Annotated in this window: 10 protein-coding genes and 1 pseudogene; 9 read left to right on the top strand and 2 right to left on the bottom strand. The window is 54.2% G+C overall.

The window, feature by feature from the left end:
* The 6 genes and pseudogenes from ACLW56_RS07000 to glnB all read left to right on the top strand — a co-directional run.
* Positions 1-288, top strand: a pseudogene (locus ACLW56_RS07000) (hypothetical protein); the annotation flags it as partial.
* 30 nt (positions 289-318) lie between these two features.
* The gene (locus ACLW56_RS06995; protein ID WP_330983071.1) at positions 319-603 is read left to right on the top strand and encodes a type VI secretion system PAAR protein; all 285 of its coding nucleotides are present in this window, start codon (positions 319-321) and stop codon (positions 601-603) included.
* Between the two features lie 700 nt (positions 604-1303).
* A complete protein-coding gene (qseE, locus tag ACLW56_RS06990) occupies positions 1304-2740 on the top strand; it encodes a two component system sensor histidine kinase QseE/GlrK (RefSeq protein WP_330983070.1) in 1437 nt (478 codons plus the stop codon).
* Positions 2737-3450 (top strand): two-component system QseEF-associated lipoprotein QseG, encoded by a 714-nt coding sequence (gene qseG / locus ACLW56_RS06985; protein ID WP_330983069.1) that lies wholly within the window; start codon positions 2737-2739, stop codon positions 3448-3450. Before qseE ends, qseG begins: the two co-directional genes overlap by 4 nt.
* Positions 3447-4784 (top strand): two-component system response regulator GlrR, encoded by a 1338-nt coding sequence (gene glrR / locus ACLW56_RS06980; protein WP_330983068.1) that lies wholly within the window; start codon positions 3447-3449, stop codon positions 4782-4784. Before qseG ends, glrR begins: the two co-directional genes overlap by 4 nt.
* A 64-nt stretch (positions 4785-4848) precedes the next feature.
* Positions 4849-5187 (top strand): nitrogen regulatory protein P-II, encoded by a 339-nt coding sequence (gene glnB, locus ACLW56_RS06975; protein WP_002914032.1) that lies wholly within the window; start codon positions 4849-4851, stop codon positions 5185-5187.
* Between the two features lie 59 nt (positions 5188-5246).
* On the opposite strand, the gene hmpA is transcribed toward glnB, so the two are convergent.
* Positions 5247-6425: an NO-inducible flavohemoprotein gene (gene hmpA / locus ACLW56_RS06970; protein WP_330983067.1), complete on the bottom strand. Its 1179-nt coding sequence runs from the start codon at positions 6423-6425 to the stop codon at positions 5247-5249.
* Between the two features lie 303 nt (positions 6426-6728).
* Here hmpA and glyA point away from each other — a divergent pair, with 303 nt between their 5' ends.
* A complete protein-coding gene (gene glyA, locus ACLW56_RS06965) occupies positions 6729-7982 on the top strand; it encodes a serine hydroxymethyltransferase (RefSeq protein ID WP_330983066.1) in 1254 nt (417 codons plus the stop codon).
* 231 nt (positions 7983-8213) lie between these two features.
* On the opposite strand, the gene ACLW56_RS06960 is transcribed toward glyA, so the two are convergent.
* Positions 8214-9410, bottom strand: a complete 1197-nt coding sequence (locus tag ACLW56_RS06960; RefSeq protein WP_330983065.1) for an ROK family protein — start codon at positions 9408-9410, stop codon at positions 8214-8216.
* A 116-nt stretch (positions 9411-9526) separates the two neighbouring features.
* Here ACLW56_RS06960 and ACLW56_RS06955 point away from each other — a divergent pair, with 116 nt between their 5' ends.
* Both ACLW56_RS06955 and ACLW56_RS06950 read left to right on the top strand, forming a co-directional pair.
* Entirely contained in the window at positions 9527-12811 is a 3285-nt protein-coding gene (locus tag ACLW56_RS06955) for a DUF5107 domain-containing protein (RefSeq protein WP_330983064.1), read from the top strand.
* Between the two features lie 140 nt (positions 12812-12951).
* Complete coding sequence (locus tag ACLW56_RS06950) at positions 12952-13935, top strand: substrate-binding domain-containing protein (protein WP_330983063.1); 984 nt, start codon at positions 12952-12954, stop codon at positions 13933-13935.
* Positions 13936-13940: the final 5 nt, after the last annotated feature.

Raw genomic sequence — 13940 nt, 5'->3', positions numbered from 1 at the left:
TGGTTTATCCAACGTTCAATTAACGATTTGATTTTTTCTATATTAAATATGGATGCGGCTAAAGTATGTCCATTAACTCGGGATGTATTTTATATCTACAAAACTGAACGTCTCTGTGGAACCTATTTTGATGATTACGCTGGCATCCAGTCTATGTTGAATTATGCCGGAATTACTGGTGAAAATCACGACAATGAAATATCTATCCGTTCTGAACCTGTAACGATTGAAATTGATGGTAGTAAAATCAAATCTCTTTACGATAAATATCCGTATAAGAGTCAATAACACATTGTTTCCACAAAAAGGAAAACCACCATGCCAATAGCCGCCAAAGTAGGTGACAAAGGAACACAGCACGACGGGTACTATGAAACCGCGATAACGGCCGGTGCACCGACTGTGCTGGTCGATGGGCTGCCAGCTGCTCGCTTAGGCGATCCCCTTACGCCACATAGTAAGCCTGAGCATCCGCCACACCCGCGCAAGATAGCCTCCGGCTCTGCAACCGTTTTTATTGAAGGATTGCCTGCGGCGCGGGCGGGGGATGCCGTCGATTGTGGTGGCAATATTGTGAGCGTTGGAACCGTCATCATCGGTTAGCGTGCGGCCCCGCTGTCGGGAGCGGGAAGATGAGGAGTGATACCCAGCAACATCGGTGTCTGAAAAAGGCGACAGGGCTAATTTCGAATGTCGCCAATTGGCGACGCATAATCATTTGAATATAAAGACAATAATTTTTACCGCTTGGTTGTGTCTCTTCGTGGAGACAGTGTGAGCAAAAAACACCCAACATTAAACAGGCTAATAAAAGGGTAAATACGCTTCAATATTAGTGTGTTAACGAACTGTTTTGAGATGTGGCACAGATGCTGCATAATACTAAGCAGTGGCTCATTCACCTTCTTATGTCAGCCCCTTCGGGAAGCGCTACATAAACCTCGAATGACGCACAAACAGGTGCCTGCCGTCCAACATCTGATATCAGCCTGGCTATATCAACCCTCGGGCGAAACGTCGAGTTAGGCACCGCCTTATTCAATAACAATGCCGGGTTCTGACCCGGCATTGTTCAGACTGCTGACAAAGAAGGAAAAAGCGTGGTTTTTCCTTCTTTGTGGTGAGCAGCCGAAAATCAATAAATTGATTTTCCTTGTTTTTTTATTCGGTACCCTATGACAAATCTCATTCGTTAGAGGTTTGTCATCACTCTCAACAATGCCGGGTTCTGACCCGGCATTGTTGTATCTGAACCCTGACCTCAGTTACCCTGCCTCTAAGATTCTTTCCCGGGACGAACTCATTGAAACGCTGGTCTCTTTTCCCTCGTTCTCTACGCCAGTTGGTCATGCTCTCTTTCCTGCTGATCCTGCTGCCACTGTTAGTGCTGGCGTGGCAGGCCTGGCAAAGTCTGAACGCCCTGAGCGATCAGGCGGCTTTCACCAACCGCACGACGCTGATTGATGCGCGCCGTAGCGAAGCGATGACCAACGCTGCGCTGGAAATGGAACGCAGCTATCGGCAGTACTGCGTTCTGGATGACGCCACGCTCGCCAAAGTGTATGAAGGGCAGCGCAAGCGTTACAGCAGCATGCTGGATGCACATGCTGGCGTGTTACCAGACGATAAGCTCTATCAAGCCTTGCGGCAGGGTCTGAACAGTCTCACCAAACTGCGCTGTAAAAACAGCGGGCCTGATACCGATGCCGCGGCACAGCTTGAAGCTTTCGCCACAGCCAATACCGAAATGGTACAGGCCACGCGTGCCGTGGTGTTCTCCCGTGGGCAACAACTTCAGCAGGAAATCGCTGAGCGCGGGCAATTTTTCGGCTGGCAGGCGCTGGTCCTGTTCCTGGTGAGCCTCACCATGATGCTGCTCTTCACCCGCATGATTATCGGCCCGGTGAAAGGCATTGAAAGAATGATTAACCGCCTCGGGGAAGGGAAAACGCTCGGCAGTTCTGCGCTGTTTAAAGGCCCGCGCGAGCTGCGTTCTGTCGGCCAGCGTATCGTCTGGTTGAGTGAACGTCTTTCCTGGCTTGAGTCGCAGCGTCACCAGTTTTTACGGCATCTCTCACATGAACTGAAAACGCCGCTTGCTAGTATGCGTGAAGGCACCGAGTTGCTGGCTGACCAGGTCGTTGGGCCGCTAACGTCAGAGCAAAAAGAAGTGGTGTCTATTCTCGATGACAGCAGCCGTAACCTGCAAAAACTGATTGAGCAACTGCTTGATTACAACAGAAAACTGGCCGACACCCCGCTGGAAATGGAGAGAACTGAGCTGGCACCCCTGGTGGAAATGGTGGTCTCTGCCCACAGTTTGCCGGCAAGAGCTAAAATGATGCATACCAGCGTTGAGCTGGAGGCCCGCTATTGTTGGGCGGAGCCCATGCTGCTGATGAGCGCACTGGATAATCTCTATTCCAATGCGGTGCACTACGGGGCTGAATCCGGTAATATTTATCTGCGCAGCCGCCAGCAGGGAAACAGCGTTTTCATTGAAGTGGCGAACAGCGGGACGCCGATCCCGAATGCGGAAAAACCTCTCATTTTTGAGCCTTTTTATCAGGGCAGCCATCAACGTAAAGGGGCTGTGAAGGGAAGCGGTCTGGGACTGAGTATTGCCCGGGATTGCGTCCGGCGAATGCGGGGCGACCTGCGCCTGGCCGACAATCAACCGGGAAATGTGTGCTTCTGCATCGAACTCTCTCTTTCAGACACGGATAAATCCATAAAATGAAGCAATGTCTGGTGAATATGTCCCCCATTATTTTCACGCTCGTGGCCGGAGCGTCGTGTCTTTTACTGGCCGGGTGCAGCTTGCCGTTTGCACACCACGTCAACGCGACCGGTGACGAAGAAAAACTGCCACAACAGCAGGTTGCCAATTTCCTTTCAACCGATTGTGCCGATGTCTGGTTCCTGCACGGCGAAACGACGGAAAATAACCCACTTTATTGGCTGCGCGGTATGGATTGCGCCGAGCGGCTGTCGCCTGAAATGGCGCGTACCGAGGCAAAATTGCATGCCAACGACAGCTGGCAGGATGCGTTTCGTCGCGGCATTTTGTTAGGCAGTGCGAAAATTACGCCGCTGGAGCGTCGCGAGACGGTCAGCCGCCTCGACAGCTTCAGCCCGCAAATTCCTTCTCAGGTGCGCCCGCTGTATCAGGTCTGGCGTGACGGTCAGGCGTTGCAGTTGCAGCTTTCCGACGAGCGCTCTCGCTACAGCAAGCTACAGCAGAGCGCCGATGGTGAAATGGACACGCTGCGTCAGCAGCAACAGCATCTGCGCAGCCAGCTTGAATTAACCACCCGTAAACTGGAAAACCTGACCGATATCGAGCGTCAACTTTCCAGCCGTAAGCCTTCAGGCAGCAGCTTAGTGCCGGATGGCGATACCGTTCCGGCCACCAAAGACGCGCCAGCCACCGGAGAGGATAAGCCATGACAGGACGTAAGCCCGCTCGCCTTTTACTGGTGGATGACGATCCCGGCCTGCTGAAACTGCTGGGGATGCGCCTGACCAGTGAAGGTTTTTCCGTGCAGACGGCTGAAAGCGGGCAGGAAGGGTTGCGTGTTTTGGCGCGGGAAAAAATCGATCTGGTGATAAGCGATCTGCGGATGGATGAAATGGACGGGCTTCAGCTCTTCGCTGAAATCCAGAAAGTGCAGCCGGGCATGCCGGTGATCATCCTGACGGCACATGGCTCCATTCCGGATGCCGTGGCCGCTACGCAGCAGGGCGTGTTCAGCTTCCTGACCAAGCCTGTCGATAAAGACGCGCTCTACAAAGCGATAGATGATGCGCTGGTGCACACCGCCGCGGCGACAGACGATCAGTGGCGCGAATCTATCGTCACTCGCAGCCCGGTGATGCTGCGTCTGCTTGAACAGGCACGCATGGTGGCCCAGTCGGACGTCAGCGTGCTGATCAACGGGCAGAGCGGCACCGGGAAAGAAATTTTCGCCCAGGCTATTCATAACGCCAGCCCACGTAGCAAATACCCGTTTATCGCCATTAACTGCGGCGCGCTGCCAGAGCAACTGCTGGAATCCGAGCTGTTTGGTCACGCACGTGGGGCATTTACCGGCGCGGTCAGCAACCGTGAAGGGTTGTTTCAGGCGGCCGAAGGCGGCACGCTGTTTCTGGATGAAATTGGCGACATGCCGCAGCCGTTGCAGGTGAAGCTGCTGCGTGTGCTTCAGGAGCGTAAAATTCGTCCGCTGGGCAGTAACCGCGATATCGATATCAATGTGCGTATCCTGTCCGCGACGCATCGCGACTTGCCGAAAGCCATGGCGCGCGGTGAGTTTCGCGAAGATTTGTTTTACCGTCTTAATGTCGTCAGCCTGAAGATCCCCTCTCTGGCCGAGCGTACGGAAGATATTCCGCTGCTGGCGAATCATTTACTGCGTCAGTCAGCAGACCGGCATAAGCCGTTTGTGCGCGCCTTTTCTACAGACGCGATGAAGCGCCTGATGACCGCTAACTGGCCTGGCAACGTGCGCCAACTGGTGAACGTCATTGAGCAGTGCGTGGCGCTGACGTCTTCCCCGGTGATTGGTGATGCGCTGGTGGAGCAGGCGCTGGAAGGCGAGAACACCGCGCTGCCCACGTTCGTTGAAGCTCGTAATCAGTTCGAACTGAACTACCTGCGCAAACTGCTGCAAATCACCAAAGGCAATGTAACGCACGCTGCACGAATGGCGGGGCGTAACCGTACCGAGTTTTACAAATTGCTGTCCCGTCATGAACTGGACGCCAACGATTTTAAAGAGTAGCCCGGCAAACACACCAACGTTATGATAGGGTAAGCAACCGGTTACGCGGATAAGACAGGAAACCATGAAAAAGATTGATGCGATTATTAAACCCTTCAAACTCGATGATGTGCGCGAAGCGCTGGCAGAAGTCGGTATCACCGGGATGACGGTTACGGAAGTGAAAGGCTTTGGTCGTCAGAAAGGTCATACCGAGCTGTATCGCGGCGCGGAATACATGGTCGATTTTCTGCCGAAGGTGAAAATTGAAATCGTGGTGACGGACGATATCGTCGACACCTGTGTGGACACCATTATCCGCACCGCGCAAACCGGCAAGATTGGCGATGGCAAAATCTTCGTCTTCGACGTGGCACGCGTGATTCGTATTCGTACCGGTGAAGAAGACGACGCGGCAATCTAAGTCACTGCGGCGTTCCAGGCCCGGCAAGCACCACCCTGCCGCCGGGCATGACTCTCACATTACAGCACTTTATGCGGGCCAAAACATTCGTAATGGAGGTTGTCTGTGCTCACACCCAACTCCACTAACTGTTTCGCGGCAAATTGCATAAACCCGACCGGGCCGCAGAGATAGAACTGCATCGCCGGGCTGCTGAATGCGCCTTCGTGAGCTCGCAAATCTATCAGTCCTTTGCTGTCAAACACATCACCGCTTTCTGGGGCATTAAACCAGACATGAGAGACAAAACGCGGCAGGCTCGCGCCCAGGGTTTTCACTTCCTCAGCAAAAGCGTGGACTTTGCCATTTTCAGCAGCATGGAACCAGTTAACCTGAGCCGTATGTTTCTGCGCCGCCAGTGTATGCAGCATGGACAACATTGGGGTCTGGCCGACACCGGCTGAAATCAGCGTTACGGGTGTCGCAGGATCAATCTGCATAAAGAAGTCGCCTGCCGGTGCAGCCAGATGGACAACATCGCCCACCTGAGCAACATCGTGCAACCACTCGGAGACCTGCCCGCCATTTTCACGTTTCACGGCAATGCGATAGCGCTGACCGTCGTGCTGACGAGTCAGGGAATACTGGCGAATTTCCTGATGCTCGAAGCCTTCAGGCTTCAGCCACACGCCGAGATATTGTCCTGGCTGATAGTCAGCCACCGCGCCGCCGTCTTCGGCTTCAAATTCCAAACTGGTGATAAGCGCACTTTGTGGCTGTTTATTGACGATGCGGAACGGGCGTGTGCCTTCCCAGCCGCCATTTTTCGCCGCGCTTTGTTGGTAGATTTCGTCTTCGCGTTTGATAAACACGTCGGCCAGCACGCCGTAAGCTTTGCCCCAGGCGTCCAGTACTTCCTGGCCAGGGCTAAACATCTCATCCAGCGTCGCTAACAGGTGACCGCCGACAATCGCGTATTGCTCCGGTTTTATCTGAAAACTGGTATGTTTCTGAGCAATTTTCTCCACTGCAGGCAGCAGCGCCGCCAGATTCTCAATGTTGCTGGCATAAGCGGCAATGGCGTTGAAGAGCGCTTCGCGCTGGTCGCCGTTACGCTGGTTGCTCATATTGAAAATCTCTTTGAGCTCCGGATTATGCGCAAACATGCGATCGTAGAAATGGGCGGTTAACTTCGGGCCGGTCTCGACCAGCAGGGGAATCGTGGCTTTCACCGTGGCGATGGTTTGGGCGTCGAGCATAGCAATATCCTTTTGAAGGTTTTTAATGGTGCATTTTGAATGCATGTTATAAAAATGACCCTGAGATGTAAAGGGTTCTTCGCAAGGTGAAAATCTTGCATCACAAACCTGAAAAGAAATCCGTTTGCCCGGGCGTTGTCTTTATTGCTCAAACCCTTGTGTGACGGTGAAGTAATCGTTTGCGTAAAATCCTTTGTCAAGACCTGTTATCACAGAACTTATCAGTTATACTGTTCGCCGTTGCCCAAAAGGGCCCCCCTTTTAAGCGGTAAAAACTACTGTTAGCTGAGTCAGGAGATGCGGATGTTAAAGCGTGAAATGAACATTGCCGATTATGATGCCGAACTGTGGCAGGCTATGGAGCAGGAAAAAGTACGTCAGGAAGAGCACATCGAACTGATCGCCTCCGAAAACTACACCAGCCCGCGCGTGATGCAGGCTCAGGGTTCTCAGCTGACCAACAAATACGCTGAAGGGTATCCGGGCAAGCGCTATTACGGCGGCTGCGAATACGTTGATATCGTTGAGCAACTGGCTATTGACCGTGCGAAAGAGCTGTTTGGCGCAGACTACGCCAACGTGCAGCCACACTCAGGTTCTCAGGCGAACTTCGCGGTCTACACCGCGCTGCTGCAGCCGGGCGATACCGTGCTCGGCATGAACCTGGCGCAGGGCGGCCACCTGACTCACGGTTCTCCGGTTAACTTCTCCGGCAAGCTGTACAACATCATCCCTTACGGTATCGATGAGTCCGGCAAAATTGACTACGAAGATATGGCTAAGCAGGCACAAGAGCACAAACCGAAGATGATTATTGGCGGCTTCTCTGCTTACTCCGGTGTGGTTGACTGGGCCAAAATGCGTGAAATCGCTGACAGCATCGGCGCTTACCTGTTCGTTGATATGGCGCACGTTGCGGGTCTGATTGCCGCAGGCGTTTATCCGAACCCGGTTCCACACGCTCACGTTGTCACGACTACCACTCACAAAACGCTGGCAGGCCCTCGCGGTGGCCTGATCCTGGCGAAAGACGGCAGCGAAGAGCTGTACAAAAAGCTGAACTCCGCGGTCTTCCCAAGCGCGCAGGGTGGCCCACTGATGCACGTTATCGCGGCAAAAGCGGTGGCGCTGAAAGAAGCGATGGAGCCAGAGTTCAAAACCTACCAGCAGCAAGTCGCGAAAAACGCCAAAGCGATGGTGGAAGTGTTCCTGAACCGTGGTTACAAAGTGGTGTCTGGCGGGACTGAGAACCACCTGTTCCTGCTGGATCTGGTCGACAAAAACCTGACCGGTAAAGAAGCTGACGCCGCTCTGGGCCGTGCCAACATCACCGTTAACAAAAACAGCGTACCCAACGATCCGAAGAGCCCGTTTGTGACTTCCGGTATCCGTATCGGTTCCCCGGCTGTGACTCGCCGCGGCTTCAAAGAAGCTGAAGTGAAAGCGCTGGCTGGCTGGATGTGTGATGTTCTGGACAACATCAATGATGACGCAGTGATTGAGCGCATCAAAGGCAACGTGCTGGATATCTGCGCTCGCTTCCCGGTTTACGCATAATCCTGAGCGCATCAAGAAAAGGCCGCGCTTGCGGCCTTTTCAGATTGCTGACAAAGAAGGAAAAAGCGTGGTTTTTCCTTCTTTGTGGTGAGCAGCCGAAAATCAATGAATTGATTTTCCTTATTATTTGCTTGGTGACCTATGACGAACTTTCACTTGCCAGAGGTTTGTCATTACTCTCAAAAGGCCGCGCTTGCGGCCTTTTTACTTTCTATTCGCAAAGAGGTGGCGTCAGCCCTGGTTTTCCAGCACCGCTTCTACATATAAATAACCAATGCCTGTCACCTGCTGAGCTCGGGTTAATTGACCAAAGTTTATCTGGGTTGCATTGCGCTGTAAGCCGTCGCCATGATCAAACGGATTGAAGCCGATGCGCTGTTTGATAGCGGCCAGCCACTGCTCACCAAATTCACAACTGCGGCCATAGAACCAAATCTGGTTAATGTTTAAGATATTCAGAAAGTTGTACAGGCTCAGACCGATGGCGTTGGCCGATTCTTCTACCCAGCGCACGACGCGTTCATCGCCTTCGCGCCAGGCGCCGACCAACTGGCTAGATTGGAGCGTTTGAGGATCTTGCTGTGAAGGCTGAGGTGAGGCTTTTAGCCAGATGCGAGCCTGCTTTTTCAGCGCTGACAGCGAGGCCACCGTTTCCAGACAGCCATAGCGCCCGCAGTCACAAGCCATTCCGTCGGGGTCGACGATGGTATGGCCAATTTGCCCGCTGCCATACAGACTGCCGCGATACACCTGATCGTTAATGACAAACGACGAGCCAATCCCGTAATCCACGTTGATCACGCAGAAATCTCGCCCACGGGCGGTGTTTTGCCACTTCTCTGCCAGCGCCAGCATCACGCAGTCGTTGTCTACCAGCACCCGTACGCCTAGCTTTTCTTCCAGCAGATATTTCACCTCGATAGGCGCTTTCCACGGGGCCTGCGGCATGGTTTGCGACACGCCGGTCACCGGGTCAACCTGGCCGTGGATAGCCAAAGCCAGATTGATAGTTCGACCTGGCCAGAGCTTACGGTAACGGTGCCAGCATTTTTCTATTTCACCCAGCAGAGCCTGTGGGGAAGGGGCGTCTATCGCCACGCGTTCGAAATCGCCTTTCGGGCTCAGGCAGGCATTCGCCAACTGGCATTCGATACTGGTCGGGGTGATATTCAGGCACAGCGTCCAGTCACCTTCCGGGGCGATAAGCCACACGCCACCACTGTGACCGCGTGACGGCTTATCTTCCTCAACGTTCAGTACCCGCTTCTCTTTGGCAAGCTCCTCCAGGATGTTGCTCACCGCCGGAATGGAAACTTGCGCCAGACGAGCCAGCGTCGATTTGTTCGCGCGTTTCACACGATACAGGATCTCCAGAAGCACACATTTGTTGTGATGCCGGATTTGCTGATTGTTGATGCAAGTCTTCATATCACTAAATCTCGTTTACTGTATTGCGTGATTATCGCGCGAAAACAGTGCCAGATTGTTCATTAAACTGCCATCAATCTTTTTGTTTAGTGTGTCTTGTTAATATTGAGGGCGATATGGAATCAGTCAAAGCGTGGCAAGAAAACCTCAGCATTCCGACTTATGAAACCGGGCCGCAGGATGTTCATCCTATGTTCCTCGAAAATCGCGTTTACCAGGGCTCGTCCGGCGCGGTCTATCCCTACGGCGTAACCGACACACTTAGCGAGCAGAAAACGCTTAAGCAGTGGCAGGGCGTGTGGCTGGAAAATGACTACATTAAGGTGCTGATCCTGCCGGAGTTGGGCGGGCGCGTGCATCGGGCGTGGGACAAGGTCAAACAGCGTGATTTTGTCTATCACAACGAGGTGATCAAACCTGCGCTGGTGGGCTTGCTCGGGCCGTGGATCTCCGGAGGCATCGAATTTAACTGGCCGCAGCATCACCGCCCAACCACGTTTATGCCGGTCGATTTCAGCATTGAGTCGCATGAGGATGGCTCGCAAACGGTCTGGGTTGGCGAAACGGAGCCGATGCACGGCTTGCAAGTGATGACCGGATTTACGCTGAGGCCCGATCGCGCGGCGCTGGAAATCGGTAGTCGTGTTTACAACGGCAACGCCACACCACGTCATTTTTTGTGGTGGGCGAACCCGGCGGTGAAAGGCGGCGAAGGGCATCAGAGCGTTTTCCCACCGGACGTGACTGCGGTGTTTGACCACGGCAAGCGCGCCGTGTCCTCCTTCCCGATTGCCACCGGCACTTACTACAAAGTCGACTATTCGGCTGGCGTGGACATCTCGCGCTACAAAAACGTGCCAGTACCGACGTCTTATATGGCGGAAAAATCAGAATACGATTTTGTCGGCGCGTGGTGTCATGATGAAGACGGCGGGCTGCTGCACGTCGCCAATCACCATATCGCGCCCGGCAAAAAACAGTGGAGCTGGGGCTACAGCGAGTTTGGTCAGGCGTGGGACAAAAGTCTCACCGACGAAAACGGCCCTTACATCGAGCTGATGACCGGTATTTTTGCCGATAACCAGCCCGATTTTACCTGGCTTGATGCGTATGAAGAGAAGCGCTTCGAGCAGTATTTCCTGCCTTACCACTCGCTGGGCATGGTGCAGAACGCTTCGCGCGATGCGGTGCTTAAACTTCAGCGCAGCAACGAAGGCATTGAGTGGGGGCTGTATGCGATTGCGTCTTTAGCGGATCACCGCCTGCTTGTACGCGAGGAAGGGCGACCGGAAGCACTGCTCGATGAAGCGATTTCTCTGACACCGGCCTCAGCGATTCAGGGTGTGTTGCAACAGACTGCGCCAGCAAGGCTGACGATCGAGCTTATTAATGCGCAGGGCAAATGCGTGTTGCGCTATCAGGAACACCAGCCGACAGCCGTGCCGTTGCCGGAAGTGGCTACCGCGCCTTTGGCTGCTGAAGAGATTGCCAGTGCGGACGAAGCCTGGTTTATCGGCCAGCATCTGGAGCAATATCACCATGCCAGCCGTTCGCCGTTCGATTACTACCTGCGCGGCGTGGCGCTCGACCCGCTTGATTATCGCTGCAACCTGGCGCTGGCGATGCTGGAGTACAACCGGGCTGATTTCTCTCGAACGGTAGACTATGCAACACAAGCGCTGAAACGCGCTCATCGGCTCAATAAAAACCCTCAGTGTGGTCAGGCGAGTCTGATTCGCGCCAGCGCCTATGAGCGGCAGGAGAAATGGCACGAAGCAGAAGAAGATTTCTGGCGTGCGGTGTGGAGCGGGAACAGTAAAGCAGGCGGATATTATGGCCTGGCGCGGCTCGCGGCACGTCGTGGCGAAAATGACACTGGCCTGGAATTTTGCCAGCAGAGCCTGCTCGCGTGCCCGACCAATCAGGACGTTTTATGCCTGCAAAACCTGCTGTTGCTGCAAAGTGGCAAACAGCGTGAGTCTCGTGAACAGCGCCAAAAACTTTTACGGGACTACCCGCTGAACCCCACGCTCTGGTGGCTTAGCTGGTTTGATGAACGCAGCGAAACCTGTCTTTCACAGTGGCGCGGAATGTGCCGTGGGCGTGATATCAACGCACTGCTCACCGCCGGGCAACTGCTGAACTGGGGAATGCCAGCGCTTGCTGCGGAAATGCTGGATGCCCTGCAATGCCAGCAGACGCTGGCGCTCTATTTGCAGGCCAGCCTGAAGCAGCCACAAGAGAGAGCCACGCTCATCGAGCAGGCACGTGCGGCCTTCCCACAGTTTGTCCGTTTCCCCAATACTCTCACCGAAGTGGCTGCGCTGGAAAACCTCGAAGGGTGCTGGTTTGCCCGTCATCTGCTGGCCTGCTTCCACTACAACAAAGGCAGCTACGACAAAGCCACCGAGCTTTGGCAGCGCTGTGTGGAAATGGAACCTGAGTGTGCAGACGCCTGGCGCGGGCTGGCCATCCACGCGTGGAACAAACTTCACGATCCTCAGAAGGCCGTGCGTTACCTCGATACCGCCTGTGCATTGGCTCCACACGATCCTCGCCTGTTGTTCGAACGTGATTTGCTGGACAAGCTGATGGGTATCGCACCTGAACAACGGTTGACTCGTCTGGAACAACATCTGCCTTGCGCGCTTCAGCGTGACGACATGACCGCAGAATTGCTGAATTTGTGGCATCTGACAGGGGAAACGGCAAAAGCCGCGGATATTCTGGCCACGCGTAAATTCCACCCCTGGGAAGGTGGGGAAGGGAAGATTACCGGCCAGTTCATTCTCAATCAGCTGCTGCGCGCATGTAAGTGCATTCAGCAGAAACAGCCGCAGTCTGCGCAGACTTTGCTCCGTGCAGCATTGCATTACCCTGAGAATCTGAGCGAAGGCCGCCTGCCCGGGCAGACCGATAACGATATCTGGTTTTTCCTTGCCGTCTGTGCGCAAGCGTCTGGCGATGAAGCCGAGGCAAAGCGTTGTTTGCGGATGGCGGCAACCGGCGATCGCACTATCAATATCCACAGTTACTACAACGATCAGCCGGTCGATTATCTGTTCTGGCAAGGGCTGGCGTTGAAAATGCTGGGTGAAAAGCAGGCGTCGGAACAGCTTTTCAGCGAGATGAAACAGTGGGCGCAGCATATGGCGAAAAGCAGCATTGAGGCGGATTTCTTTGCCGTTTCCCAGCCAGATCTGCTGTCGCTGTATGCCGATTTACAGCAACAACACCGGGAAAAATGCCTGATGGTGGAGGCGCTGGCGGCCGCCGGGCTTGGCGATATTGAGGCCTGGGAAAATGCCAGTCGTGCGCTTTCAACACTCAATCCGGCCTGGCCGAAAGCGGCGCTGTTCCGTGAGGTGATGCCTGCTGTTCAGCAGTGGGTGAAGTCCTGAGTTTTGTTGTCAGTGAGCGGCGTTCTCCGCCGCTCAGTTTTCGATGTCTGTATTCGTTTGTCAGCAGGTGTGCAGGGGCATATCTGAGGGCGCTTTGCCGTCAATAACAACAATGCCTTAACCCTACAAGGAGGCACTTAATGTGCGGAAATATCAGAACATCTTTACTCTCACTCTTCGCCGTTTCGCTGTTTATCAGCGCATTTTCTGCCATCTCAGCGCAGAAGCAGATAACCGTCGGCGCGATTTATCTGGATACCCAGGGCTACTACGCGGGCGTCCGTCAGGGCGTGCAGGACGCGGCGAAAGCGTCTGCGGTGCAGGCTGAATTAATCGAAACTAATGCTCAGGGGGATATCTCCAAAGAAAGCACCTTCGTCGATACCCTGGTCGCGCGCAACGTCGACGCGATTATCCTTTCCGCGGTGTCTGAAAACGGCAGCAGCCGTACCGTGCGCCGCGCCAGCGAAGCCGGTATTCCGGTGATTTGCTACAACACCTGCATTAACGCTAAAGGCGTGGATAAATATGTTGCGGCTTATCTGGTGGGCGACCCGCTGGAATTTGGCAAAAAGCTCGGGAACGCGGCGGCGGACTACTTCCTGGCCAGCCATATCAGCGAGCCAAAGATTGCCGTTATCAACTGTGAAGCTTTTGAAGTTTGCGTTCAGCGCCGCAAAGGGTTTGAGGAAGCTTTGAAAGCGCGGGTGCCGGGCGCACACATCGTGGCGAATCAGGAAGGCACGGTGCTCGACAAAGCCATTTCGGTCGGTGAGAAGCTGATCATTTCGACTCAAGGGTTGAACGCCATTATGGGTGAATCTGGCGGAGCCACGCTCGGCGCGGTGAAAGCCGTGCGTAACCAGAATCAGGTCGGAAAAATTGCGGTGTTCGGCTCGGATATGACCACGGAAATCGCGCAGGAGCTGGCGAGCAATCAGGTTCTGAAGGCGGTGGTGGATATCTCCGGCAAGAAAATGGGCGATGCGGTATTTGCTCAGACCCTGAACGTCATCAATAAAAACCCGCCAAAAGAGAAAGTGATTCAGGTGCCGATTGACCTGTACAGCACCACCGAAGACGGCAAGCAGTGGCTGGCGACGCACGTTGATGGTCTGCCGTGAGTGAG

The sequence above is a fragment of the Pantoea sp. sgz302252 genome (assembly GCF_047713085.1).
Lineage (GTDB): Bacteria > Pseudomonadota > Gammaproteobacteria > Enterobacterales > Enterobacteriaceae > Scandinavium.
The sequence above is the reverse complement of the archived record's forward strand: the minus strand, read 5'-3'. Positions and strand labels throughout refer to the sequence as shown.

What these genes read in the sequence shown, in the direction of transcription:
- ACLW56_RS06995 (WP_330983071.1), top strand. Translation starts at nt 319, where the DNA reads ATGCCAATAGCCGCCAAAGTAGGTGACAAAGGAACACAGCACGACGGG.
- qseG (WP_330983069.1), top strand. Translation starts at nt 2,737, where the DNA reads ATGAAGCAATGTCTGGTGAATATGTCCCCCATTATTTTCACGCTCGTG.
- glrR (WP_330983068.1), top strand. Translation starts at nt 3,447, where the DNA reads ATGACAGGACGTAAGCCCGCTCGCCTTTTACTGGTGGATGACGATCCC.
- glnB (WP_002914032.1), top strand. Translation starts at nt 4,849, where the DNA reads ATGAAAAAGATTGATGCGATTATTAAACCCTTCAAACTCGATGATGTG.
- hmpA (WP_330983067.1), bottom strand. Translation starts at nt 6,425, where the DNA reads ATGCTCGACGCCCAAACCATCGCCACGGTGAAAGCCACGATTCCCCTG.
- glyA (WP_330983066.1), top strand. Translation starts at nt 6,729, where the DNA reads ATGTTAAAGCGTGAAATGAACATTGCCGATTATGATGCCGAACTGTGG.
- ACLW56_RS06960 (WP_330983065.1), bottom strand. Translation starts at nt 9,410, where the DNA reads ATGAAGACTTGCATCAACAATCAGCAAATCCGGCATCACAACAAATGT.
- ACLW56_RS06955 (WP_330983064.1), top strand. Translation starts at nt 9,527, where the DNA reads ATGGAATCAGTCAAAGCGTGGCAAGAAAACCTCAGCATTCCGACTTAT.
- ACLW56_RS06950 (WP_330983063.1), top strand. Translation starts at nt 12,952, where the DNA reads ATGTGCGGAAATATCAGAACATCTTTACTCTCACTCTTCGCCGTTTCG.